Annotated in this window: 23 protein-coding genes and 2 tRNA genes; 17 read left to right on the forward strand and 8 right to left on the reverse strand. The window is 68.7% G+C overall.

All coding sequences use genetic code 11. From position 1 onward, the window contains the following. Positions 1-26: 26 nt before the first annotated feature. The 6 genes from EIZ45_RS12570 (at position 27) to EIZ45_RS12595 (ending at position 5,359) form a co-directional block, all read left to right on the forward strand. A complete protein-coding gene (locus EIZ45_RS12570; protein ID WP_134669708.1) occupies positions 27-2,126 on the forward strand; it encodes an ATP-dependent DNA helicase UvrD2 in 2,100 nt (699 codons plus the stop codon). A 210-nt stretch (positions 2,127-2,336) separates the two neighbouring features. Beyond that, complete coding sequence (locus tag EIZ45_RS12575) at positions 2,337-2,615, forward strand: hypothetical protein (RefSeq protein ID WP_134669706.1); 279 nt, start codon at positions 2,337-2,339, stop codon at positions 2,613-2,615. A 153-nt stretch (positions 2,616-2,768) separates the two neighbouring features. Continuing rightward, positions 2,769-3,116 (forward strand): WhiB family transcriptional regulator, encoded by a 348-nt coding sequence (locus EIZ45_RS12580; protein ID WP_037818282.1) that lies wholly within the window; start codon positions 2,769-2,771, stop codon positions 3,114-3,116. Next, positions 3,113-3,376 carry a hypothetical protein gene (locus tag EIZ45_RS12585; protein ID WP_037818283.1) on the forward strand — a complete coding sequence of 88 codons (264 nt, stop codon included), beginning with the start codon at positions 3,113-3,115 and terminating at the stop codon, positions 3,374-3,376. The genes EIZ45_RS12580 and EIZ45_RS12585 overlap by 4 nt, the downstream gene beginning before the upstream one ends. Positions 3,377-4,007: 631 nt before the next feature. Continuing rightward, on the forward strand, positions 4,008-5,180 hold the full coding sequence (locus EIZ45_RS12590; protein ID WP_134669704.1) for a methyltransferase domain-containing protein: 1,173 nt from the start codon (positions 4,008-4,010) through the stop codon (positions 5,178-5,180). Further along, positions 5,177-5,359: a hypothetical protein gene (locus EIZ45_RS12595; protein ID WP_134669703.1), complete on the forward strand. Its 183-nt coding sequence runs from the start codon at positions 5,177-5,179 to the stop codon at positions 5,357-5,359. The genes EIZ45_RS12590 and EIZ45_RS12595 overlap by 4 nt, the downstream gene beginning before the upstream one ends. A 147-nt stretch (positions 5,360-5,506) precedes the next feature. On the opposite strand, the gene EIZ45_RS12600 is transcribed toward EIZ45_RS12595, so the two are convergent. From EIZ45_RS12600 to EIZ45_RS12610, 3 genes are all read right to left on the reverse strand, one after another. Beyond that, entirely contained in the window at positions 5,507-6,445 is a 939-nt protein-coding gene (locus EIZ45_RS12600; protein WP_134669701.1) for a hypothetical protein, read from the reverse strand. A 90-nt stretch (positions 6,446-6,535) separates the two neighbouring features. Further along, on the reverse strand, positions 6,536-7,879 hold the full coding sequence (locus EIZ45_RS12605) for an AarF/ABC1/UbiB kinase family protein (protein ID WP_134669699.1): 1,344 nt from the start codon (positions 7,877-7,879) through the stop codon (positions 6,536-6,538). A gap of 61 nt (positions 7,880-7,940) precedes the next feature. Further along, positions 7,941-9,026, reverse strand: coding sequence for a ThiF family adenylyltransferase (locus EIZ45_RS12610; protein WP_167756427.1), 1,086 nt, complete (start codon positions 9,024-9,026; stop codon positions 7,941-7,943). Between the two features lie 216 nt (positions 9,027-9,242). Here EIZ45_RS12610 and EIZ45_RS12615 point away from each other — a divergent pair, with 216 nt between their 5' ends. After that, complete coding sequence (locus tag EIZ45_RS12615; protein WP_037818287.1) at positions 9,243-9,752, forward strand: M48 family metallopeptidase; 510 nt, start codon at positions 9,243-9,245, stop codon at positions 9,750-9,752. A 525-nt stretch (positions 9,753-10,277) separates the two neighbouring features. Here the strand turns inward: EIZ45_RS12615 and EIZ45_RS12620 are convergent. Beyond that, complete coding sequence (locus EIZ45_RS12620) at positions 10,278-11,693, reverse strand: zinc-dependent metalloprotease (protein ID WP_134669695.1); 1,416 nt, start codon at positions 11,691-11,693, stop codon at positions 10,278-10,280. 191 nt (positions 11,694-11,884) lie between these two features. On the opposite strand from EIZ45_RS12620, the gene EIZ45_RS12625 reads away from it, so the two are divergent. Continuing rightward, positions 11,885-12,904 carry a PDZ domain-containing protein gene (locus EIZ45_RS12625; RefSeq protein ID WP_134669767.1) on the forward strand — a complete coding sequence of 340 codons (1,020 nt, stop codon included), beginning with the start codon at positions 11,885-11,887 and terminating at the stop codon, positions 12,902-12,904. Between the two features lie 60 nt (positions 12,905-12,964). Here the strand turns inward: EIZ45_RS12625 and EIZ45_RS12630 are convergent, their stop codons facing one another. Next, complete coding sequence (locus tag EIZ45_RS12630; RefSeq protein WP_134669693.1) at positions 12,965-13,519, reverse strand: PPA1309 family protein; 555 nt, start codon at positions 13,517-13,519, stop codon at positions 12,965-12,967. 167 nt (positions 13,520-13,686) lie between these two features. On the opposite strand from EIZ45_RS12630, the gene EIZ45_RS12635 reads away from it, so the two are divergent. The 9 genes from EIZ45_RS12635 (at position 13,687) to EIZ45_RS12675 (ending at position 22,401) form a co-directional block, all read left to right on the forward strand. Then, complete coding sequence (locus EIZ45_RS12635; protein ID WP_205670304.1) at positions 13,687-16,656, forward strand: UPF0182 family protein; 2,970 nt, start codon at positions 13,687-13,689, stop codon at positions 16,654-16,656. A gap of 67 nt (positions 16,657-16,723) precedes the next feature. Next, a tRNA-Met gene (locus EIZ45_RS12640) sits at positions 16,724-16,797 on the forward strand. A 467-nt stretch (positions 16,798-17,264) separates the two neighbouring features. After that, positions 17,265-17,338: transfer RNA gene (locus tag EIZ45_RS12645), tRNA-Met, on the forward strand. Positions 17,339-17,578: 240 nt separating this feature from the next. After that, entirely contained in the window at positions 17,579-18,079 is a 501-nt protein-coding gene (locus tag EIZ45_RS12650) for a PadR family transcriptional regulator (RefSeq protein ID WP_043832318.1), read from the forward strand. 64 nt (positions 18,080-18,143) lie between these two features. Beyond that, a complete protein-coding gene (prfB, locus tag EIZ45_RS12655) occupies positions 18,144-19,247 on the forward strand; it encodes a peptide chain release factor 2 (RefSeq protein WP_037818293.1) in 1,104 nt (367 codons plus the stop codon). A gap of 98 nt (positions 19,248-19,345) precedes the next feature. Next, on the forward strand, positions 19,346-20,035 hold the full coding sequence (gene ftsE, locus EIZ45_RS12660; protein WP_009073292.1) for a cell division ATP-binding protein FtsE: 690 nt from the start codon (positions 19,346-19,348) through the stop codon (positions 20,033-20,035). 45 nt (positions 20,036-20,080) lie between these two features. Beyond that, the gene (gene ftsX, locus EIZ45_RS12665; protein WP_037818294.1) at positions 20,081-20,974 is read left to right on the forward strand and encodes a permease-like cell division protein FtsX; all 894 of its coding nucleotides are present in this window, start codon (positions 20,081-20,083) and stop codon (positions 20,972-20,974) included. 51 nt (positions 20,975-21,025) lie between these two features. Next, entirely contained in the window at positions 21,026-21,508 is a 483-nt protein-coding gene (gene smpB, locus EIZ45_RS12670; RefSeq protein ID WP_037818295.1) for an SsrA-binding protein SmpB, read from the forward strand. Next, on the forward strand, positions 21,505-22,401 hold the full coding sequence (locus tag EIZ45_RS12675) for an amidohydrolase family protein (RefSeq protein ID WP_134663401.1): 897 nt from the start codon (positions 21,505-21,507) through the stop codon (positions 22,399-22,401). The genes smpB and EIZ45_RS12675 overlap by 4 nt, the downstream gene beginning before the upstream one ends. On the opposite strand, the gene EIZ45_RS12680 is transcribed toward EIZ45_RS12675, so the two are convergent. From EIZ45_RS12680 to EIZ45_RS12690, 3 genes are all read right to left on the reverse strand, one after another. Continuing rightward, the gene (locus EIZ45_RS12680) at positions 22,391-23,692 is read right to left on the reverse strand and encodes an acyltransferase (RefSeq protein ID WP_134663400.1); all 1,302 of its coding nucleotides are present in this window, start codon (positions 23,690-23,692) and stop codon (positions 22,391-22,393) included. The genes EIZ45_RS12675 and EIZ45_RS12680 overlap by 11 nt on opposite strands. 102 nt (positions 23,693-23,794) lie before the next feature. After that, positions 23,795-24,013: a hypothetical protein gene (locus EIZ45_RS12685; RefSeq protein WP_037818298.1), complete on the reverse strand. Its 219-nt coding sequence runs from the start codon at positions 24,011-24,013 to the stop codon at positions 23,795-23,797. Positions 24,014-24,092: 79 nt separating this feature from the next. After that, entirely contained in the window at positions 24,093-24,734 is a 642-nt protein-coding gene (locus EIZ45_RS12690) for a response regulator transcription factor (RefSeq protein ID WP_037818299.1), read from the reverse strand. Positions 24,735-24,750 lie beyond the last annotated feature (16 nt).

A 24,750-nucleotide genomic window follows, 5' to 3' on the forward strand; every position in this document is an offset into this window, starting at 1 on the left:
TCGGCCCCCTCTGCGAGGATCGCGGGGTGGCCATCGCATCGTCTCCCCAGAGCCGGCAGAGCCGCGCGAGCCTGCTCGACGGGCTTGATCCCGAGCAGCGCGCCGCCGCGGCGGCCCCCCGCGGCCCGGTGTGCGTCCTCGCCGGCGCGGGCACCGGAAAGACCCGGACGATCACGCACCGCATTGCCCACCTGGTCCGATCGGGCCATGTCGCGGCCGGGCAGGTACTGGCCGTCACCTTCACGACGCGCGCCGCGGGGGAGATGCGCACCCGGCTGCGCGGCCTCGGGGTCGACGCGGCGCAGGCGCTGACGTTCCACGCCGCCGCCCGCCGTCAGCTCCGCTACTTCTGGCCGCGCGTCGTGGGCGACCGGCCGTGGGACCTGATCGACAACAAGTTCCGGCTCGTCGCCCAGGCCGCCCAGCGCGTCCGGCTGAGCACCGAGACCGAGGTGCTGCGCGACCTCGCGAGCGAGATCGAGTGGAGCAAGGCGTCGCTCGTCTCGCCGGACGACTACCCGACGGTCGCCGCGCGGATGCAGCGCGACACCCCCGCGCCGGTCGCCCAGGTCGCCGAGGTCTACCGCTGGTACGAGGAGCTGAAGACGAACGCGCAGGTCCTCGACTTCGACGACCTGCTCCTGCAGACCACCGCGGTGCTGGAACGGCACGAGGCGGTCGCGGCCGAGTTCCGCGACCGGTACCGCTGCTTCGTGGTCGACGAGTACCAGGACGTCACGCCGCTGCAGCAGCGGCTGCTCGACGCGTGGCTCGGCGGCCGCGACGACCTCACCGTCGTCGGCGACGCCAACCAGACCATCTACTCCTTCGGCGGCGCCTCGCCGAAGTCGCTGCTGGAGTTCACACGGCGGTTCCCGGAAGCGACCGTCGTGCGTCTCGAACGCGACTACCGGTCCACCCCGCAGGTCGTCGCGCTCGCGAACCGCGTGATCGGCGCCGCGCGCGGACGTCCGGCCGGGTCGCGGCTGAAGCTCATTGGGCAGCGTCCGGAGGGGCCGGACCCGCGGTTCGCCGAGTACGAGGACGAGGCCGCCGAGGCCAGCGCGGTCGCGCGGCGGGTCCGCGAACTGCTCGACGCGGACGTGCCGGCGAGCGAGATCGCGATCCTGTTCCGGGTGAACGCGCAGTCCGAGGCGTATGAGCAGGCGCTCACCGAAGCCGGGATCCCGTACCTGGTCCGCGGCGGCGAGCGGTTCTTCCAGCGCACCGAGGTGCGGCAGGCGATGGCGGCGCTGCGCACGGCGTCGATGGAGCCGACCTCGCTGGAGCTGGTCACCGCGGTGCGCTCGGTGCTCGCGCGGGTCGGGCTCACCGAGCAGCCGCCGTCGGGCGGAGCGGCGAAGGAGCGCTGGGACGCGCTGCTCGCGCTGGTGGAGCTGGCCGAGGAGCTGGCGGCGGCGGTCGAGGACGCGGATTTGCCGCGCTTCGTCGCGGAGCTCGAACAGCGCGCGGCGGCGCAGCATCCGCCGACCGTCGAGGGCGTCACGCTCGCCTCGCTGCACGCGGCGAAGGGGCTCGAGTGGGACGCGGTGTTCCTCGTCGGGCTGTCCGAGGGCACGATGCCGATCTTGCACGCGGACGGCGACGACGCCGCGATCGAAGAGGAACGACGGCTGTTCTACGTCGGCGTCACGCGGGCTCGGGAGCACCTGTCGCTGTCGTGGTCGCTGTCGCGCGGACAGGGCAGGGGACGCAACCGGCGCCGCTCGCGGTTCCTGTACGGGCTGATCCCGGAGGACCACCCGGCAGCGCGTATCGCCCGATCGCAGCAGACGGCGAAGCCGGGGTCGAATGTCGCCCGCTGCCGGCTGTGCGGCGGTCCGCTGGTGCAGACCATGGAGGTCAAGCTCGGCCGGTGCGGGAAGTGCCCGTCCACAGTGGATGAGGATCTGCTGGAGAAGCTGAAGACGTGGCGCGGGGAGCGTTCGCGGGAGCTGAAGGTCCCGGCGTTCGTCGTGTTCACTGACGCGACGCTGATGGCGATCGCCGAACAACGGCCGACCGACGACGGCGCGCTGGTGTCGATCTCCGGGATCGGCGCGACGAAGCTCGAGCGGTTCGGCGCCGAGGTGCTCGACGTGGTCCGGTCGTCGATGCGATCTTGACCGCGTCTTCGCGGTGATCGATGCGGCGAACCTGCAGCTCGGAGGCGATCTTCAGCTTTTCGGCAGAGATTTGGGAAAATAAGTTGCCCCGGTTGCGCCGGGGCGCATAACCTGCGTAGGCACCCGGGCGAGAGCCCGGTCTGGGGAAGAACACACGACGGCTGCCGCTTCGAGCGGCGCAGTCCGAGAGAGAAAGGCGGTGCCGGTGAAATGATCAGCAATCTGATGCAGACGAACCCTGGCACCGGTCTGTCTCTCTGCATGACCGTTGACGCCCCGCGCCAGGGCACCGGTGTGTCCACGTTCGCGCACATCGACGGAACGCGTCGTCACGTCGACGGATTGCGTCGCATCGAGCGCAACGGGGCCCCGGTCGGCATCACTCTCGCGAGCGCCGCCGTTGTTGCCGCGTACCCGCAGGTTGATGTCGATCTGCCGACCATCAAGCAGTTCCGTGTTCCGTTGTCGATACGGGAGCGAAGTTCCTGACCTGACGTCAGGACTCAAGGCTCACGAAGGCCGCGGAACCGGTAACCGGATCCGCGGCCTTCGTGTTTTTTTGGCTGCACAACAAGAAGGAACAAGTTGTCCAGTTCGATCGCCCACCGCCACACCACCACCGCATCGCAAAGGAGCACGGAAATGTCATCCGCCATCGCCCTCGCCGAGGGCCCCTTAGCCGAAGGGTTCGACATCGGCGACCTGCTCGAAGGGGTCGCCGAGCCGGAACTCCCCTGCCGCTCGCGAGACGCGGACCTCTGGTTCGCCGAATCGCCCGCGGAACTCGAGCGGGCCAAGGCGTTCTGCGCCGCCTGCCCGGTCCGCGAGGCCTGCCTCGCGGGTGCACTCGCCCGGCGTGAGCCGTGGGGTGTCTGGGGAGGAGAGATCTTCGAGCGCGGCGCGGTGATCGCACGCAAGCGGCCCCGTGGCCGTCCGCGCAAGAACGCCGCCCTCGAACCCGCCGCAGCAGCACGGAGCGCAGCCGCATGACCGTCGACCTCATCACCACGCGCGATTTCGAGGCCCGCACCGGAAAACCGGTCCGCGTTCAGCCGAAACCCAAGCAGAACAAGTCTCAGGAGACCACGAAGATGTTGCTTCACGAAGAACTGTCCCGAGCGCGAATACGCGACCTGATAACCGAACACGAAGCCCAACGCCCGTGGCGCCAAGCGCGAGCCGCGCGCCGCTGGTCGCGGGTAGCCCGCTGGGCGGCCAGCCGCGCGGAGCGTTACCAACCACCCAATTAATACGGACGGCCTGGTCAGGCAGGGCCGGGTCTCGGCCCGGCTCCTTGCCTGACCGGCCGCTTCGTGCCGGAGCTTCGTCTTCATGCGGGCGCCCCGGCGCGCCGCCATGTCCGGGAACCCTGGTGCCCGCCTCCATTCGCGAGCCCCGGCATCCCGCTTTGTCCGGGAGCTCCGGTGCCCGCTTCCGGGAGCCCCGGTGGTCCGCCTTCGTCCGTGAGCCCGGGTGCTCGCTTCCGGGAGCCTCGGTGGTCTGCCTTCGTCCGGGTGCCCCGGTGTCCGCTTCCGGGAGCCTCGGCGGCCTGCCTTCGTCTGGGTGCCCCGGTGTCCGCTTCCGGGAGCCTTGGCGGTCCGCCTTCGTCCGGGAGCTCCGGTGCCCGCTTCCGGGAGCCTCGGCGGTCCGCCTTCGTCCGGGCCCCGGTCGCCCGGACGCCGACCTCGCCGATTCCGGCTGCCCTGCCTCAGGCCGGGCTGCGCAGGTTCTTGTCGCCTGATCACCCAGCAGTTGGGTGATCAGGCGACCCGCCACGTGCGACCGGTTCCGCCACGATCCCTTCGCTGAAACGAGCCTGGAAGGTCCGTCGGGGGACAGTCCAGGCTCGTTCTCGCGCGCGGACCGGTGTTCAATGACCCCGTGTCCGGACATACGCACGACCACATCGACTGGGCTGACCGGCTGGTTCTCCTCCGCGCAGCCGACACTCTCGACGCTCCCGCCCACGCCGCCATCGCCGCGCGTCTGGTGGCGAAACTCCCCGCCAACCCGACGGTGATCGACCTCGGCTGCGGAGCCGGTGGGATGAGCACCCACTTCGCCCAAGCCCTGGCCGCCCAAGGCGGCGGCACGATCATCCTGGTCGACGCGACACCCGAATTGCTCCACGAGGCCGAGCGCGCCGTACGCGCCGCTGCTGATGCCGCGCATGCCAACCGCAGGGACGGCTCAACGCAGACGCGCAACGGCCGCGTGCCCGACGGCAACGCCGATCCATCGAACGGCCATCTCGCAGCGGCCGAGGACACCGCGCCGCCGGTCGAGGGCCTCGCTCCGGCATCCGGGGACACCGCACCGACAGCCGAGGACAGCGCTTCGGCCATCGGCGACATCGCATCGACAGCCGAGGGCACCGCCTCGACAGGGGATCGCATCGCCCCGAAAGCTGGGGACACTGCCCCGACTGTCGAAGGCCGCGCACTGACAGCCGAGGGCACCGCGCCGACCATCGAGGTTCGTGCGGTAGTCGCCGACGTCGCCGACGGTGCCCTGCCCGACTTGTTGCCTGCCGCGGATCTCGTATGGGCATCGCGCGTCGTGCATCATCTTCCGGACCAGCAGGCCGCAATCGGCACGCTTACCGCGGTCGCGCGGGCTGGCGGCGTTGTCGCACTGGCTGAGGGTGGGTTGTCTTTTTCTTGCCTCCCTTGGGATCTAGGGCTCGGACGGCCCGGTCTGGAGGACCGGTTGCAGGCCGCGCAGGCGGAATGGTTCGTTGGAATGCGCGAGGGCATCGACGGCGCCGTGCCGATGCCCTACGGCTGGCCGCTCGCGCTCGAACGCGCCGGACTCGCTGACGTCAGCTCGTTCAGCGCGCTCGTGGACCACCCCGCACCTGGCCCGGACGGTCTCGCCGACTATGTGCACCACCACCTTTCCCGTCTCGCAACGCACGGTGCCGACTATCTCTCCGAGGAAGACCGCGCGACGCTGGCGTCCCTTCTCGATCCGGACAGCGCCCACTACCTCGGCCATCGCCGCGACCTCTACCTGCTTGGCGCCCGCACCGTGCACCACGGACGCCGACCGTGACCGCGCCTGACCCCACGTGCTCGCGGTGCGGCCGGGCACGCTCCGCCGAAACCGATCCGCTCGCGACCTTGGCCTGGGTGAGCACCAAGGAAAATGGGCAACAGCGCTGGCTCTGTCCGGACTGCGCGCGCAACCACGTCCGGGACATCGAAGGCAAGCTGCCCGACGAGTACTGGTGACTGGACCGTGTGTGCGATCCGGTCTGGGGGGCGGATCGCTTGACGAGCGTTCGTGCCCGGGTCGCGCGCAACCTGTTCGGAGCGCTGAGGCGAGGCATCCTGCCGAGTACCGGTAATCGGCGTACGTGTTCGGGCGTCAGGTTCGGGTCATGCGGCATTTCCTGTCTTGTAGACGGCGCGTACTTTCGGGCGGGGCGTGCGCGCCGCGTGGCGGTAGGCGTTGAGGAGTTCTGTGCTCATCTCCTCCGGGGATTCCCGGAGTTGGCGTGGGGTGCACCGAAACAGCACGGTGCCGGTCGCGGCTAAAGCCAGGTGGCTGAAGTCTTCTGGGCCCGCGGCGGTGCGGTAGCGCCAGGCCAAGCCGATCTCGTCCCACCAAGCGTCTGCGGTGCCGAGGCGGCGGCCGCGGCGGTCGCAGACTGCGACGTTCCATTGCGGGGTGGGCAGCGGGGTTCGTTGAAGGACCCGGAGTGCTTGCCCGTGCGCGAAGGTTTCTTGGTCGTCGAGGTTGCGCAGGACATTGCGTACGGCGGCTGAACCGCGCTGGTTTCCGGTGTTCAATTCGGTCGTCAGCTCGGCGCGGTCGGCCAAGCCCCAATACAGCGGCAGCGACACCAGCCTCGCGATCTCGTCTGGATCGTTCTCCCTCCGGGCCAGGTCGAGGGCGGCGCGGGCGGCGCTTGCGTAGGGCAGGCCGTCGATCTGGATTGCTTTGGGCATTCGTGCGGTGCGGTAGGTGATGACGCTCGGTTCGTTGGCCGGCCTTCGGTTGTGGGGCACCAAAAGATGGATCTCCGGAGTCCGCGGATGGCTGATTCCGTGTGCGCACAACGCATCCGTGCCGGTGATGATGGTTCCACGTCCGTACCGGGCGACGGCTGCGTGCAGGAGCTCTTCTCGGCTCGGAGGTTTGTCGTGCACGAGATATACGCCGGAATACACCTGCCGCCACGGCCCGCCCGGGCCGGAGAGCTGTGCGGCTCTTCGGTCGGAAATTCCCGCGACGCGCAGGTGCCGTCTGTGGAGTACGCCGTGGGAAACCAGATCACCGAAAGCGAGGGAGTCAGTGCTTGTTGTAGTCGTCATACATCGAGAATGACGCCTTGATCAACTCCGCGAAACCACCCTGCGCAATCTGTGGACAACTCGGTGTTGTCGCCCCGCCTTGTGGATAACTCAGGCGGCGAACCCGGGCTGCCACCGTTCGACGATGCCGCGAGCGGGGATCTCGGCGTCGAGCTGGCAGAGGATGCCCGTCGAGCCGGCGGTGACCCGGTGGATCATCAGGTACTCCGGCGGCAGGTTCAGCGAGCGGCCGACGTGGAAGTCGTTGCCGCGCGAGTCGCCGACGCGGCCCGCCTGTCGCTGCATCCAGCGGCGCGTGAAGTGGAACGTCGGCTCGGCCAGCGGCTCGGTGAACGGCGCGAGATAGGCCAGGACCTCGTCCGCTTCCAGCGACGAATCCGCCCGCACGAAACGGTTCTCGCGCAGCAGTCGCATCAGTTCGTCGGAGTGGCCGTCCAGGGCGAGCCGCGTGATTTCGCCCAGGTGGCGCGGAATTCCGTGCGGCAGTTTCGCGACGCCGCCGAAGTCGATCACGCACAGCCTGCCGTCGCCGGTCAACATGAAGTTGCCGGGGTGCGGGTCGGAGTGCAGCAGATGCGCCCGCGCCGGCGACGAGTAGTGGAACTCCGCGAGCAGCCGACCGGCCAGGTTGCGGGTGGCCGGGTCGCCGTCCGAGATGATCTTGGCCAGCGGCGTGCCGGTGGCCCACTCGCTGACCACGACCTTCGGCGCGCTCGCCACGACGCGCGGGATCAGGAATTCAGGGTCGCCCTCGAACGCCTTCGCGAACGCGCGCTGGTTGTCGGCCTCGGCGAGGTAGTCGAGCTCCTCGTCCATCCGCTCGGCCAGCTCCGTGAGCAGCGGTTTCACGTCGGTGCCCGGGATGAAAGCCTGGAACAGCCTGCTGAAGCGTTGCAGCTGGCGCAGGTCGCTGCGCAGCGCCTCGTCCGCGCCCGGGTACTGGACCTTGACCGCGACCTCGCGACCGTCGTGCCAGGTCGCGCGGTGCACCTGGCCGATGCTCGCCGCGGCGGCGGGCTCGTCGTCGAAGTGCGAGAACCGGCCCACCCACGACCGGCCCAGCTGCTCGGCGAGCACGCGGTGGGTTTGCCTGGCTGGCATCGGCGGAGCGGCCGACTGCAGCTTCGTGAGCGCTTCCCGGTACGGCTGCGCCATGTCGTCCGGCACCGCGGCCTCGAACACGCTCAGCGCCTGCCCGAACTTCATCGCGCCGCCCTTGAGCGTGCCCAGCACCTCGAACAGCTGCTCAGCGGCCTTGGCCGAGAGCGTCGCGCTCACCTGCTCAGCGCTCTGTCCCGCCAGCCGCTTGCCCCAGCCGCCCACCGCTCGTCCGGCGATGCCGAGCGGAAGGCTCGCCAGCTTCGCAGTACGGGCAGCGCCGCGGCGCGGCATGGCGGAATCGCGGTCTCCGGCGCGGTCGCGAAAGTCGGTCACTCTGCGATTCTGCCTTGGCAAGCACGACGCTCGCAGCCCGCTGACGGCACCCAGGTGTGTCCTACGTCTCTTGCAGCACCTCCTCGGAAGCCTCCTCCGCCGCTTCGAGAGCGTCCTCGACGGGAACTGGCGCACCGCAGCCGCAGTCCGGGTGCGGTTCCCAGATCCGGCGGTGGAGTTTTCCGTCGAAGTTGTCGATCTCGAGCGTGGCGTTCCAGGCCGGCGGCGGGGTTTCGCTCGGCGACAGCAGCCGCATCGCTTGGGCGACGGCGAGCGAGGCGCACGCCTGCACAGCACCGAGATCAGCCCTGGGTATCCGGCTTACCAGCTGCGTCGCGATCCTCGGCCACGACAGATCAGCGTCGGTCCGGTGCAGGTCACAGCAGCGGAGGCAGGCGCTGCGGCCAGGCACCACGAGCGGTCCGACGATGCCCGTGCCCTCGCACACCCGGACCGGCAGGTGTGTGGTGCCCGAATCGACCAGCTCGGCCACCTCCTCCGGCGGCGGGACGAGGGTGTCGGTGAGCAGCACGAGGTCGGGGAGGCGGCGCTGGTTGCGAGCGGTGGTGACGTCGGGCGCGACCCGGGCGACGACGTTCCGTATCGCGCGTTGCCTGGGTTGGCCCAGCTCAGCGGGGGTGAACCCGGAACCGAGATCGGCTTCGGAGACCGTGCCGGACGCACGGATGTCGAGGTGCCCGACTCCGGACGTCGCGAGCAGCGCGGCGACTGCCACGGCGATCCGTCCGCTGCCGTGGACCGCGATGAGGCTCTGCCAGCGACGATCCGTGAGGGCTGGCTGGTAGTGCCGGGCACGCAGCGACCACAAGCCGGTCTCGACCCGTTTCGCCTCCTTCTTCGCCGCTTCGGTGACCAACCCGAGCGCGGACAGCTGTTTCAGCAGCAGATGGAACTGGTCCCGGTGTTCGCCTACAGCGAGCAGGACGTCCTCGAGGCCACGCCGTCCGTCGAGCCTGCGGACGCTGTCGACGATCGCCGGGGGCAGGCCGTTGGCGATGATGCCGTGGCGGCGGTCGAGGCCGAACTGGATCTCGTTGTCGTCGCGTTCGAGCACGTGGAGGCCCGGAAGCAACGTCGGGTACGCCGGGAGGAGCACGTCCGGCGGCGGAACACTGGACAGGGTCATGCGGTCAGCTTGGCAGCTCCGGAACGCCACTCGTGGGTGAGAAGCTGAGTTGTCCACAGGGAAATCTAGTTGTGGACAAGTCAGGGCTGTGACCTTTCGGCGCTCCAAGTTGTCGGTGCTGAGCCTTACCGTTGTCGAGTGGTCGAAGCACGGATGTCCTCCCTGAGAGGCAGGGGCGAGAAGGCCCCGTCGGACACTTCTCAACACAAGGTCGAGGTGCGGCGCAGCCAGCGCAGGCACCGGACGGTCACCGCGTACTGGAATGACGACACCCTGGTCGTCCTCATCCCGGCACGGATGACGCGCGAAGAAGAGAAACACTGGGTCGCGGAGATGGAGCGCAGGCTGCTGCGCCCGGGAGGACGGAAGACAGCGCCGCCCAAGACGTCGGACGCGGCGCTGCTGGCGCGCTGCGCGGTGCTCGGGGCGAAGTACCTGGACGGGAAGGCGTTGCCGGCGAGCGTCCGGTGGGTGCCGCCGATGCGCACCAGGTGGGCGTCGTGCACGCCGGTGGACGCCACCATCCGGGTCAGCGAACGGCTCCAGAAGGTGCCGCAATGGGTGCTGGACTACGTGCTGGTCCACGAGCTGGCGCACCTGCGGGAGCCGGGGCACGACCCGGCGTTCTGGGCGCTGGTGAACCGGTATCCGAAGACGGAACGGGCGATGGGGTATCTGGAGGGGCTTTCGGCGGCGGCTGGGTGGGGGATTTCGGAGGAGGACTGAGTCGGTGGCTGGCCGCGGCTGGGTCTTGGAGGGGTGGTGCGTGGCCGAGGGCGTCGGCGGAGGGGCCTGCGACCAGGTGTGGGGGAGTGACCTGCAACCAGGTGTGGGGGAGTGAGGGGTAGGAGGGTGGCTGGGTGAGTAGTCCGTGGGCGCTGGACTGGCTTGATCGATGGTGGCGGCGGACCGTGTGAGGAGATGGGGGGCGGAACCGTGGCGTGGCGGCGTGGCGGAACCGGTGATGAGGGTGCGGCAGGCCCGGTGACGAGTCAGGTTGGTGGGACTGGCGGGCAGCGTGGCGGGGTTGGTGGCCAGGCGGTGCGGCGGAAGCGTCGCGGAGTTCTTCGTGTGGCGGCGTGGCGGTACTCGTGATCACGCGGTGGGCAGAACCCGTGGTGAGAGGCGGAGGTCGCGGCAAGAGCGGAGCGCTGGCGGGACAAACGCAGCGCGGACCGTCTCAACTGAGTGAGACGGTCCGCGCTTAACGGCAGTGTGGCCGGGGCGTAAGGCGACCCCAGACGGGAAGCCTTAGGAAGGCGAGTTGCCCTCGTCCTTCGGAGTCTCGTCGCCCTTGTCCGCGGCGTCGGACGAGTCGGAGGAACCGGCGCCCTTGGCCTCGCCAGCCTCGCGGGCCTCCCGTTCCGCCTTCTCCGTGCGTTCCAGTTCCGCGATCGGGTCCAGGTCAGCGGCGAGAGACGGCGGTTCGGACATCCGGTCGGCGAAGTCCAGGGGCTCGTCGAGGTCGTCGGCGGTCGGCATGAGGTCGGGGTGCGACCAGAGGCCGTCGCGCTTTTCGAGGCCGTGGCGGTCTCCGACTAGCTTCCACAGGGACGACGCGGCGCGCATCCGGCGCGGGCGCAGTTCGAGGCCCACCAAGGTGGCGAAGGTCTGCTCGGCCGGGCCGCCGGTCGCGCGGCGGCGGCGCAGGGTTTCGCGCAGGGCCTCGGCTCCCGGGAGACGGTCGCCGATGGCCTCGGCCACCACTACGTCCACCCAGCCTTCCACCAGGGCCAGCAGGGTTTCCAGACGCTTCAGGGCCGCCTGCTGCTCTGGCGTGGTTTGCGGTTCCAGCAGGCCGGACGACATCGCTTCCTCGATGCTCGCCGGGTTCGCCGGGTCGATGCTTCCGGCCAGCGACTCGAGTGCGGAGGTGTCCACGGTGATCCCGCGGGCGAACTCCTCGACCGTCGCCAGCAGGCGCTGCCGCAGCCACGGGATGTGCGCGAACAGGCGCTGGTGCGCGGCCTCGCGCGCGGCCAGGAACACCAGTACCTCGCTGGCGGGCAGCTCCAAGCCTTCAGTGAACTTCTCGATGTTCGCCGGGAGCAACGCCGACGTGGTGGCCTCGCCGAGCGGCAGGCCGACCTCGGTCGAGGTGAGCACTTCCTGCGCGAGCTGCGCCAGCGCGTTGCCGAGCTGGGAGCCGAAGGCCATTCCGCCCATCTGGCCCATCATCGACAGCAGCGGGCCCGCCGCCTGCTTGGCTTCCTCGGGCAGCGCCTGCATCCACGCGCCGGACACCTGCTGCGCCACCGGATCGCACAGTCGCTGCCAGGTCGGCAGCGTCTTCTCGACCCAGGTGCGCGCGGACCACGAGACCGTCGAGGTCGCGCCCGCGGGGAGGATCGTCGCCGCGTCGAGCCACAGTTCCGCCAGGTGCGCGGCGTCGCGCACGGCAGTGGCGGAGTCGCCGCCTTCGGACGAGAAGCCGATCTTGGCGTCGTCCCGCCCGCTCAGGTTCTGGAGTGCGATCTGCTTCGCCAGGTCGTAGTTGACCGGCCCGCTCGACGAGCCCGCCTGGCTCAGCATCTGGCCCAGCTGGCTCAGCATCTGCCCGAGCTGGTTGAACGCCTCGGCTCCGCCGGGCTGGCCCGGGTTCGAGGGGTCGTTGTCGCCTCGCTTGTCGGGATCGGGCGGTCCGAAGCCGAACGGGGGATTGCTCATAGCTCCACCGTACGCGGGTGCGACCCGGCTCAGCGCGTCAACCGTGGCCTTCACCGGGAAGCGAACACAGTCACCGTACGCTGTCGCTCGTGACAAAACCGGACGAGGACACCGCGAACCAGTCCCGCCGCGCCGAGCCGTCGCGCGCGCCGGGCCGCAGCGACCGGCGGATGACCCGCCGCGGATGGACGATGCTGGTCAGCGGCGTGCTGTTCCTGGTGTTCGTCGTGGCCGGGTTCCTGGTCCAGGTGCCGTATGTCGCGATCAGCCCCGGGCCCACCTACGACACCCTCGGCCGCGACGCCGCGGGCAACCCGGTGATCCAGGTCAAGGGGCAGCAGACCTACGGCACCAGCGGCGAACTGCGGATGACCACCGTCTCGCTCAACGACGGCATCAACCTCTTCACCGCGCTCGGCCTCTGGGCCAGCGGCCGCTACGCGCTCGCGCCGCGCGAGGAGTACTACAAGCCGGGCGAAACGAACGAGCAGGTCAAGCAGGAGAACATCCAGCAGCTGCAGAACTCGCAAAGCAACGCCCAGGTCGCCGCGCTGCGCCACCTCGGCTACCCGGTGCAGGTCGTCGCGAAGCAGATCGTGTCCGGCAGCCCGGCCGACCACATCCTCGCCCCCGGCGACAAGCTCGTCGCGGTCAACGGCAAGCAGGTGCGCGAGGCCGGCGAGGTCGCCGCCTCGATCGTCAACACCAAGCCGGGCGACACCGTCCAGGTCACCTTCCAGCACCTCGGCCAGCCGGAACGCACCGTGCCGGTCACGCTCGCCCACCGCGACGACCGTACCCAGGGCTTCCTCGGCCTGACCGCCGTCGACCGCGCGGTCGCGCCGTTCTCCGTCGACATCTCGCTGCAGGACGTCGGCGGCCCGTCGGCCGGGCTGATGTTCACCCTCGCGATCATCGACCGGCTCACCCCGCCCGGGAAACCGGGCAGCGACCTCGCGGGCGGCAGGCACATCGCGGGCACCGGCGAGATCAGCGAGACCGGCCAGGTCGGTCCGATCGGCGGCATCTCGTTCAAGGTCGTCGGCGCGAAGGAAGCGGGCGCGACCGACTTCCTCGTCCCCGAGCACAACTGCGCCGAGGCCAAATCGGCCGCGCCGGAAGGGCTCAACCTCATCAAGGTGTCCAACCTCGACGACGCGCTCAAGCAGCTGGAGAACCTGAAGGCCGGTCGCCCGACCGTGCACTGCTGACCCAGCGACACGAAAAGGGCCCGTTGAAACCATCAACGGGCCCTTTGTCGTCAGGAAGGATCAGGGCTGCAGGGTCGTCTTGAGCGCTTCGACCAGGTTCGGCGCGAGGTCCGGGCTTTCCACCAGTTCGTCGACCGCGTTCTCGTCCTCGTTGCCCGGCTGGATGCCGCGCAGCCGCATCACGCAAGCCGCCTCGCCTTCTCTCAGGACGGCGGCCACCAGACGGGCCTCGGTGCGGCGCGGGTGGTCCGCGGCGGCGCGGCGGAGGCTTTCGGCGTCCGCCTCGGCGATGCCTTCGAGTTCCGCCTCCACGTCCGGCGGCAGCACGATGATCTCTTGCGCCAGCGCGCAGCCGACCACGATCTCCGGCCACGCGATCCGGCCGAGCGATTCGGCGAGATCGCCGTCCGGCAGCGCCTCCTGGGCCACCGGCGTCAGCGGGTTCGCCCGGTCGAGCTGACCGGCCAGTTCGGGCTGTTCGTCCAGCAGTGCCGCGGTCGGCACCAGCGCGAACAACTGCGGCGGCTGGTTCCAGCCGGCGGCGGCGACGAACTCTTCGACTTCCCGGGCCAGCCCGGCGACAGGGTGGGCGGCAGACGGCTCACTCGGTGGCATGGCGACCATCGTGTCAGGCGTCCCCGCGACGCGCCGCGCGTGCCCGGTTTGGGCGGTCCCGGGAACTCGCGGCACCATCCGTAGAGTTAGAGGTCACGGGGGACACCGCTGTCCCCGGAGAACGTGTTCACGAAGACAGGAGCATTGCCGTGGCGACTCGGCCCCCGGTGAGCCTGAAGCTGTCCCGGCGCAGCCGGATCCTTCTCATCATCGCCGCGGTGATCGTGCTGGCCCTGCTGGCCGGCGTCCGGTTGCTCGACACTTACGTGGACTGGCTGTGGTTCGGCGAACTGCAGGCGCGGTCGGTGTTCACCACGCAGGTGGTCACCCGCATCGTGCTCTTCCTCGCGGTGGGGCTGCTGGTCGGCGGGGCGCTGGCGGTCAGCCTGCTCATCGCCTACCGCACGCGCCCGGTGTTCGTGCCGGTGTCCGGCCGCGACGATCCGCTGTCGCGCTACCGCTCGGTGATCGTCAGCCGGATCCGGCTGTTCGGCATCGGCATCCCGGTGCTCACCGGCGTCATCTCGGGAGCCTCGGCGAGCGGGGACTGGCAGACGATCCAGCTGTTCCTCAACGGCACCTCGTTCGGGCAGAAAGATCCCGAGTTCGGCATCGACCTCGGCTTCTACGCCTTCTCGCTGCCGTTCGTGAACTGGCTGCTCGGCTGGCTGTTCGTCACCGTCGTCGTCTCGTTCTTCGGCGCGCTGATCGCGCACTACATCTTCGGCGGCATCCGGCTCGCCGGCCGCGGCGGCCAGCTGGCCGGGCCGACGCGTGCGCAGCTCGCCATCACCGTCGGGCTTTTCGTGCTGCTGAAGGCGGTCGAGTACTTCTTCGACCGGTACAACCTGCTGCTGTCCGACCGGAACATGCCGCTGTTCAACGGCGCCACCTACACCGACCTCAACGCGGTGCTCCCGGCGAAGCTGATCCTGCTGTGCATTTCGGTGATCTGCGCGATCGCCTTCTTCGCGGGCGCGTTCCTGCGGAATCTGCAGCTGCCGGCGATTTCGCTGGTGCTGCTGATCCTGTCCGGCGTGCTGGTCGGCGTCGCCTGGCCGGCGATTCTCGACCAGTTCTCGGTCAAGCCGAACGCGAACGAGAAGGAAGCGACGTCGATCCAGCGCAACATGGACGCGACGCGCGCGGCGTACGGCCTCACCAACGTGAAATACGAGCAGTACCCGGGCAAGACCGAAACCACGGCGGACGCGGTGAAAGCCGACACCGGCACGGTGTCCAACATCCGGCTGCTCGACCCGAACATCCTCAGCGACACCTTCACCCAGCGCGTCGGCCGCGAGAACTTCTACGGCTTCCCGTCCAAGCTGGACATCGACCGGTACACCATCGGCGGCACCACGCAGGACTACATCGTGGCCGCCAAGGAAATGAAGACCGACGGGCTCACCGGGAACCAGAACAACTGGATCAACAAGCACATGGTCTACACGCACGGCAACGGCTTCGTGGCCGCGCCGGCGAACACGATCGACCGTGCGGTGAAGGATTCGAACTCCGACGGCGGCTACCCGATCGCCACCACGAGCGACACGAGCAACCCCACCGGCGCGGGCTCGGTCAACGGCCAGCCGGGCATCAAGGTCGACCAGCCGCGGATCTACTACGGCGAGCTCACCAACCAGTCCGACTACGCGATCGTCGGCGGCACGCCGGGCAAGGCCCCCGGCGAGTACGACACCGACGCCCAGCGCGGCTACCTCTACCAGGGCAAGGGCGGCGTCTCGCTCGACAACTGGTTCAACCGGCTGATGTTCGCCGCCGAATACCGCGAACCGAAGATCCTCTTCTCCGACGCCATCGGCGACGGCTCGAAGATCATGTACAACCGCGAACCGCGCGACCGCGTCGCGAAGGTGGCCCCGTGGCTCACCCTCGACGGCGACCCGTACCCCGCGGTGGTCAACGGCCGCATCCAGTGGATCGTCGACGGTTACACCACGCTCGACAACTACCCGTACGCCCAGCAGACGCAACTCGGCGAAGCGACCAACGACTCGCTCAACGGCGTCACCAAACAGGCGAACAACTCGATCAACTACATCCGCAACTCGGTGAAGGCGACCGTCGACGCGTTCGACGGCACCGTCAACCTGTACTCGATCGACGACAACGAACCCGTCCTCAAGGCGTGGGAGAAGGTCTTCCCCGGCACGGTCAAGCCCAGCTCGGAGATCTCGCCGGAACTGCGCTCGCACTTCCGCTACCCCGAGGACCTGTTCAAGATCCAGCGCGAACTGCTCGCCCGCTACCACGTCGACAGCCCGCAGGAGTTCTACGCGCAGCAGGCGTTCTGGAGCGTCCCGCAGGACCCGACCGAGGACGGCAGCTCCACCACGGCCGGCGCGAACGTCGCCAACCAGCCCGGGTACTACGTCCTCGCCAACGCGGCGGGCGAAGGCAGGCCGACGTTCCAGCTGACCAGTGCGCTCACCGGTCTGCAACGGCAATACCTTTCCGCCTGGATGTCCATCTCGTCCGATCCGGAGGACTACGGCACCATCCGCGTGCTGCGACTACCCCCGGCCAGCGGTGCCAACCAGGTAGACGGGCCCGTCCAGGTGCAAAACCGGTTCCAGAGCGACCCCCGCGTCGCCCAAGACCGGACATTGCTGAACAACCCCAACGTCATTCCCATTTACGGCAACCTGATCACGCTGCCGGTCGCGGACGGATTCCTGTACGTCGAACCCGTCTACATCCGCCAGCGAAACCAGCTGAGCTACCCGCAGCTGGCGCGCGTGCTCGTCTCCTACGGAGCCAAGATCGGCTTCGCGTCCACCCTCAACGAGGCACTCGACCAAGTCTTCGGCAAGGGCACCGGCGCGGCAGCCACCACGCCGAAGGAAGGCGACCCCGGCACCACGACGACCCCGCCGACGTCCAGCACGGCCGCGCCGCCGCCCAGCACCGGCGGCAGCAACCCGGCCATGGACAAGGCAGTCGCCGACATCCAAGCCGCGCTCGCCAAGCTCAAGGCAGCACAGCAATCCGGCAACTTCGCCGACCAAGGCGCGGCGCTCGCCGCGCTCGACGCGGCGACCAAGGAGTACAACTCCGCCAAACCCACCACGCCGCCGCCGTCCAACGGGCCGACCTCCCAGCCCGGCGGGTGACCTCGGTTACGTAATAGGCACCTGCTTTGCGCCCGCTCGAAACCAGGGCGTAAGGTAGGTCCTACGACGCGGGGTGGAGCAGCTCGGTAGCTCGCTGGGCTCATAACCCAGAGGTCGCAGGTTCAAATCCTGTCCCCGCTACAGAGACAAGAGACCCGTCCTCGCAGAAAGCGCGAGGGCGGGTCTCTTTCGTCATTGCTCTGGGGGTCGAACCCCCAGGCCCCCGCCAGGGGGCACGCCCCCTGGACCCCCGTGTTGGGTTGCGTTGGGTGGGTGGCTTGCGGTTGGTGCGTGGTGCTCCGAGGGGTCTGCGAAAAGGCAACGATTGCCGTCGGAAGCACCATGACTTTCCTCGTTGCGGGGGTTGTGTGTTGGCTGTGTGGAATATTCCAATGCTCCCAACGGTTTTTGACTCTCTACACCGGACGCGAGTAGAGGTCTAAACCTGTGGAGTTCTGGGCGGCTGGCTTGCGGGTCTGGGGTTTGGTCTTTGGGCGAGGTTGATCTGCCTGGGGGGGGGTGGGGTGGGGTGTTTTTGCTGGTGAGGGGGTTTTGTGGGGGTGGTGTCGGAGGGGTTTTTCGGGGGTGTAGAGTTGTTTTTACAACGACGCGGGGTGGAGCAGCTCGGTAGCTCGCTGGGCTCATAACCCAGAGGTCGCAGGTTCAAATCCTGTCCCCGCTACGTGGAACGAAAGCCGGGGCTCGTGCGGATGCACGGGCCCCGGCTTTTTTGTGCGCCATTTGGCCGTCGCTCGGGTGGTGGTTGCGGCGCGGTGATCGTTTCGGCGGTGGTTGCTCAGAGTGGCAGAGTCTATTGTGGACATACCTGCGGACTGGGCTGTTAGAGGGGTTGCCGCTGGCCACAATGGACTGATTGGTGACCACTGTGGACACAGCGGCGGATAAGTGGGACCGTAGAGGGGTGTCCGAATTGAATGCAACCGCCGCCGCTCTGCTCGGTCTGCTCCACGACGGTCCCGCCACCGGCGGGCAGCTCGTGTCGGGCGCCGACGAGCGCTTCGGCGCCTTCTTCAGTGTCACCCGCAGCCAGGTCTACCGCGAGCTCCCGGCGCTCTCGAAAGAGGGTCTCGTCCGGCTCGGCAAGCAAGGGCCCCGTTCGAGCCAGCAGTACGTGCTCACCGCGGCGGGCAAGAAGGCCTTCAAGACGTGGCTCACGTCCGAGGCCGGACCCGACCACCTGCGCAGCCCGCTCATCCTGCGGCTCGTGCACGCCGGCTCCCTGACGGCCAAGCAGCGCGGCGCCCTGCTCGACAGCGCCCGCACCACCTACCAGGCCCAGCTCGAAGAGGCCAAGAACGCCGCCAAGACCGCCGACGGCCCCTACGCCAAGGCAGTCGCCGAGTTCGCCCAGGCGCAGGCCAAGGCCGCCCTGAAGCTGCTCGACTCGATCCCGCAGGCCTGAGCGCCGCCCCGGCCCCACGACCGGTTCGCGACCGGTCGTGGGTTTTGCCGTAACCTTGTCCGACGTGAGCGATGAGTTCGATGCGGCACTGAAGGACCTGACCGGCAAGCTGACGCAGATCGAGTCGGTGATGGACCTCGAAGCGCTGCGCGCGCAGGTCGCCGAGCTCGAGGAACAGGCGTCCAGCCCGACCCTCTGGGACAACGTCGAGGAAGCCCAGCAGGTCACCAGCCAGCTGTCCCACCGGCAGGCCGAGCTGCGCCGCGTCTCCGAACTGCGGCAGCGCCTCGACGACCTCGGCGTCCTCTACGAGCTCGCCGCCGACGAAGGCGACACCGGCAGCATGACCGAGGCCGAGGGCGACCTCGCCGACCTCGCCAAGGACATCGACGCGCTCGAGGTCCGCACCCTGCTGTCCGGCGAATACGACGCCCGCAACGCCGTCGTCAACATCCGCTCCGAAGCGGGCGGCGTCGACGCGGCGGACTTCGCCGAGATGCTGCTCCGGATGTACTTGCGCTGGGCCGAGCGGCACGGCTACCCCACGGACGTCTTCGACATCTCCTACGCCGAAGAAGCGGGCATCAAGTCCGCCACCTTCAAGGTGAGCGCCCCGTACGTCTACGGCACCCTCTCGGTCGAACAGGGCACCCACCGCCTCGTGCGGATCTCGCCGTTCGACAACCAGAGCCGCCGGCAGACGTCCTTCGCGCACGTCGAGGTCCTGCCCGAGGTCGAGGAAGTCGACCACGTCGACATCCCGGAAAAGGACATCCGCGTCGACGTGTACCGCTCGTCCGGCCCCGGCGGGCAGAGCGTCAACACGACCGACTCCGCGGTCCGCCTCACCCACATCCCGACCGGCATCGTCGTCTCCTGCCAGAACGAGAAATCGCAGCTGCAGAACAAGGCGGCCGCGATGAAGGTCCTCCAGGCGCGCCTGCTGCAGCGCAAAAAGGAGGAGGAACGGGCCGAAATGGACGCGCTCAAGGACGGCGGCTCCAGCTGGGGCAACCAGATGCGCTCCTACGTGCTGCACCCGTACCAGATGGTGAAGGACCTGCGCACCGAATTCGAGGTCGGCAACCCCACCGCGGTCCTCGACGGCGACATCGACGGCTTCCTCGAGGCCGGGATCCGCTGGCGCAAGCAGGCGAACGCGGCCTGATCCGCGTCGCCGCGGCGACCCGCGCCGGGACGAGGCGCGGGTCACCCAAGGCACCGGCAACCCGGGCTTAACGGGGCCCATGGGTAGGATGCCGAACCGTGATCCGGCTCGAAGAGGTTTCCAAGGTCTATAAGACCTCGACCCGTCCCGCCCTCGAACGGGTGTCGGTCGAGATCGACAAGGGTGAGTTCGTCTTCCTCATCGGCCCGTCCGGTTCCGGGAAGTCGACGTTCCTGCGGCTGCTGCTGCGCGAAGAGGTGCCTTCCAAGGGCCGGGTCATGGTGTCGAACTTCGACGTCGCCAAGCTCGCCCGGCGCAGGGTCCCCCGCCTGCGCCAGACCATCGGCTGCGTGTTCCAGGACTTCCGGCTGCTGGCCAACAAAACCGTCGCGGAAAACGTCGCGTTCGCCCTCGAGGTGATCGGGAAACCGCGGCCCACGATCCGCAAGGTCGTGCCCGAGGTGCTCGAACTCGTCGGCCTCGACGGCAAAGCCGACCGGCTGCCCAACGAGCTCTCCGGCGGCGAGCAGCAGCGCGTCGCGATCGCCCGCGCGTTCGTGAACCGGCCGCTCGTGCTGCTCGCCGACGAGCCCACCGGGAACCTCGACCCGGACACCAGCCAGGACATCATGCTGCTGCTGGAGCGGATCAACCGCACCGGCACCACGGTGCTGATGGCCACGCACGACCATTCCATCGTGGACTCGATGCGGCGGCGGGTCGTCGAGCTGCAGCTCGGTCGCGTGATCCGCGACGACGCCCGCGGCGTCTACGGCATCGGCCGCTGACGCACCCCGCCCTTTTCCGCCCCGACCCAAGGAATTACGAGAGCGATGCGTGCCAGTTTCGTCTTCAGCGAGGTCGTCACCGGTTTGCGCCGGAACGTCACGATGACCATCGCGATGATCCTCACCACCGCGGTCTCGCTCGCCATGCTCGGCGGCGGTCTGCTCGCCGTGCGCACGATCGACAAGATGAAGGCGAACTTCCTCGCCGAAGTCGAAGTTTCGGTCACGCTGGTCGACGACGTGAGCGCGAACGACAAGAACTGCACGCAGGCGCTCTGCACCGGGCTCCGCCAGTCGCTGCAGAACAACCCCGGCGTCGAATCGGTCGTGTACGAGAACCGCGACCAGGCCTACGACCGGTTCAAGAAGATCTTCGCGAGCCAGCCCGAACTGCTCGAGCTGACCGGCCCCGAGGCGCTGCCCGCGTCGCTGCAGGTGAAGCTGAAGGACCCGGACCGGTCCGACGCGATCATCAAGCAGTACACCGGCCAGCCCGGCGTCAAGAAGGTCGACGACCAGAAGAAGTTCCTCGACCGCGTGTTCAACGTCTTCAACGGCGTCCGGAACATCGCGTTCGTGATGGCGCTCATCATGGCCGTCGCCGCCTTGCTGCTGATCGCGAACACTATTCAGGTTTCGGCGTTCACGAGGCGGACGGAAGTCGGCATCATGCGCCTGGTGGGCGCGACGCGGTGGTATACCCAGCTGCCGTTCCTCCTGGAGGCGGTGGTCGCCGGCACGGTCGGCGCCGTGCTCGGGGTGGTGTTCCTGCTTCTGACGAAGCTGTCCTTCCTCGACACGGTCTTCACCGGCGAAGTGTTCCCGCAGATCACCACGCTCGAGGTGCTGTTCCCGGTCGCGCCGATCCTGCTCGCGGTGTCGATCGTGATCTCGGCGATCACCGGGTACGTCACGCTGCGCCTGTACGTGCGGCACTAGCGGAAAGAAATCCGCTGCTCGCCGTCGGACACATCACGTAAAGTGGTCGGTATGCCCAAGGAACGTGGACAGAAGGTCATCGCGTCGAACCGCAAGGCTCGGCACGACTACTCCATCCTGGACACCTATGAGGCCGGGATGGTGCTGCAGGGCACCGAGGTGAAGAGCCTGCGCGCAGGCAAAGCCTCCCTTGTGGACGCGTTCGCGACGGTGGACGACGGCGAGGTGTGGCTGCGCAACGTCCACATCCCGGAGTACACCCAGGGCACCTGGACCAACCACATGCCGCGGCGCACGCGGAAGCTGCTGCTGCACCGGCGCGAGATCGAACGGCTCATCGGCAAGACCAAGGAAAGCGGTCTGTCGCTCGTGCCGCTGTCGATGTACTTCAAGGACGGCAAGGTCAAGGTCGAGATCGCGCTGGCCAAGGGCAAGAAGGCCTACGACAAGCGGCAGTCGCTTGCCAAGCGCGACGCGCAGAAGGACATCAGCCGTGCGATGGGGCGGGCGTTGAAGGGCCGGTTCACGGAGTGACGGCGGGTCCGGCCACCGACGCCGACGTCCCGGGCTGGATCGCCGGGCTCGGCCTCGACGGCATCGTCGACCTGCACGTCCACTTCCTGCCGAAGCCCGTGCTGGACAAGGTGTGGGCGTATTTCGACCGCGCCGAGCAGCACTACGGCACGCCGTGGCCGATCCACTACCGCACGCCGGAAGCGGAGCGGATCGACACGTTGCGCGCGCTGGGCGTGAAAGCCTTCGCGCCGCTGGTGTACCCGCACAAGCCGGGCATGGCGGAGTGGCTCACGTCGTGGGTGCTGGAGTTCGCCGAACAGGTGCCGGAAGCGGTGCCCACCGGCACGTTCTACCCGGAGCCGAGTGCGGCGTCCTATGTGGACAATGCGTTGCGTGCCGGAGCCCGGTGTTTCAAGGCGCACGTGCAGGTCGGGGCGTACGACCCGCGGGACGAGCTGCTCGACCCGGTGTGGGGTTCGCTCACCGAAGCGGGCGTGCCGGTCGTGATCCACTGTGGACACGGGCCGTTGCGCGGCGATTTCACCGGGCTCGAGGTGTTCGAGGAAGTCCTGCGACGGCATCCGCGGCTCACCGCCGTCCTCGCGCACGCGGCGATGCCGCAGTTCGCCACCGCGTTCGAGCTGATGGCGCGCTACCCGCGAGTGCACCTCGACACCACCATGGTCGGCGTGCCGTTCGCGGAGGCGATGTCGCCGCTGCCGCCGGACTGGACGGTCCGGTTGGCGGAGGTGGCCGACCGCGTCGTCCTCGGCACCGACTTCCCGAACATCCCCTACTCCTACGCCACACAGCTGCAGGCGATCGCCGGCTGGGCAGCCGACGATCGCCTTGGCGAGCCGTTCCTGCGGGCGGTGCTGCACGACACGCCCGCGAAGCTCCTCAGCGTTTGACCGCCACGAGAGCCCGGCTGCGCGTCATCGACACCTGACGCCCGGCCAGTGCGTATCCGGCCGCGACCAGCGCCACCCAGGGCAGCGGACCGGTCAGCAGGTTGTCGTTGAGCGGGGCGAACCCGTGCGCGGCCAGTCCCAGTAGACCGCCGGAGGCGAGCAGGCCCGCCAGCACCAGCTGCGGCGTCCGAGCGGTCACGACCAGGCCGTCCGGCTGCGTTTCGAAGCGCTCGAACAGGCGCAGCAGACCCAGCAGCACCGCGCCGCACACGGCGATCCAGGCGGGCACCATCAGGAACCACATCGACGAACCCGGGGTCGGCGTCGAGTAGCCGAGGCCGAGGACGGTCACGCCGGAAACCACGACCAGCGCCGGCATGTGCCAGAGGTAGACCGACATGAACCGCGGGCTGAGCCAGCTGAGCGCCGCGGTGACGCGGGGGAGCGAGACGAGCTTCTCGCGGAACGCCAGCAGGAACCCGATCTGGCCGAGCGCGAGGAACAGCAGCAGGACGGTGGGCGGGCTCATGTTGGACACCGGCGCGCCCGGCATGCCGATCATGCTCGCCGGGTACGGCCCGAAGGCGACGAGCAGCGCCGTCACCCCGAAACCGGCGGCGGAAACGGTCAGCGCGGCACGGCGGCTGAGCGAGCCGAGGCGGCCTTCGACGTAGTGGAAGCCGAGCTGGTGCACGGCGACCCAGACGATGACGGCGTTGGCGTATCCGATCATCCCGAGGTCGGAGAACCGTGCCACGTCAACGAGAACGCCCAGTCCGGCCAGCACCGCCGGAACCGCGAGACCCCAGCGGCGGTGCGCGGCGACCATCAGCGGCGTGAGCAGCACGGTGAGCAGGTAGACCGAGAGGAACCAGAGCAGTTGTGCGGCGATCGCGCTGGCCACCTGGACCGGTTGCGGCGGAACTCCCATGCCGCGCAACAGATCCGGCACGACGAGCCACACCGCCATCAGCGGCAGCACCGGAACGAGCAGCCGGCGAACGCGTCCGGCGAACCAGGCGCGGGTGGATTCCGCGCGGCGCAACGAGATCAGGTTCGCCGCGCCGCCTGCGAAGAAGACGAGGGGCATGACCTGCGAGGCCCAGGTGATGATCCACCAGCCGGGCGTCGCGAGGGCGTTTCCGGTGGCAAGAGTGTTGCCGGAGAAGGAAAGCACCGGCATCGTCCAGTGCTGCGCGACCACCGCGAGGATCGCTCCGGCGCGTACCACGTCGAGAAATTTGTCCCGGGTCGCCCTGGTGCCGCGGGTCTGCAGCTGGCTCGTCGTCATGCTCAAGAGCCTGTCGGTTTCCGGGCTCCGAAACAGCGGTGCAGACCACCGAAAACGGGGTTGGGTCAGCAGTAGGCGAAAGGTGGGGTTTGCCCTACCGGGTTAGGACAGGGTGTCCGGCTCCGGTTCGGATTCGTGCGCCTGCACCCGGTACGCCCAGCCGTCCTCGGTGAGGCCGAGTTCGTACCGCGTCTCGATTTTCGGTCCGCCGTGCAGGTGGATGTGCCGCACGACGGTGCCCGGAACCGGTTCCTCGTCGGCGAGTTCCTGCACCCGGCCGTCGAGCGGGCCGCCGAAGAAGCGGACGCTGCGGTCGGACATCGGGTTCTCCTCGCTCGGCATCAGTCCATGGTAGGCGAGGGACCGCCGTCGGGGCTGCCGTCAGTTCGAGTGAGGGGTTTCAGCGGCCGAGGTAGGTCAGCACGGCGCGAACCCGGCGATGTTCCTCGGAACTGGCCTCGAGACCGAGCTTGGAGAAGATGTTGCCGATGTGCTTTTCGACCGCTCCGTGCGACACGACCAGCGAGTTCGCGATGGCGTTGTTGGACAGGCCCTGTGCCATCAGGCCGAGCACCTCGGACTCACGCGCGGTGAGCGCATCGAGCGGGTTGCGGCGGCCGCGAGCCATCAATTGGGCGATGACGTCGGGGTCGATGGCGGTGCCGCCGTCCGCGACGCGACGGACCGCGTCCAGGAACTCGTCCACGTCGGCGACGCGCTCTTTCAGCAGGTAACCGACGCCTCCGGCACCACCGGACAGCAGCTCGACCGCGTAGCTTTCCTCGACGTACTGGGACAGCACGAGCACCGGCAGACCGGCGATCTCCTTGCGCGCGGCGAGTGCCGCACGCAAGCCCTCGTCGGTGAACGTCGGCGGCATCCGGACGTCGACAATCGCCAGGTCAGGACGGTGTTCGGTGATCGCGCCGAGCAGATCGTCGCCGTTGTCGACCGCGGCGACGGTCTCAATGCCCTCGTCGGCGAGCAACCGGGTGACCCCGGCCCGAAGCAACACGGCGTCTTCCGCGATCACTACTCGCATCAAGGCCCCCAGGTCC

This window comes from Amycolatopsis sp. CFH S0740 (assembly GCF_004522315.1).
Taxonomy (GTDB): Bacteria; Actinomycetota; Actinomycetes; order Mycobacteriales; family Pseudonocardiaceae; genus Amycolatopsis; species Amycolatopsis nivea.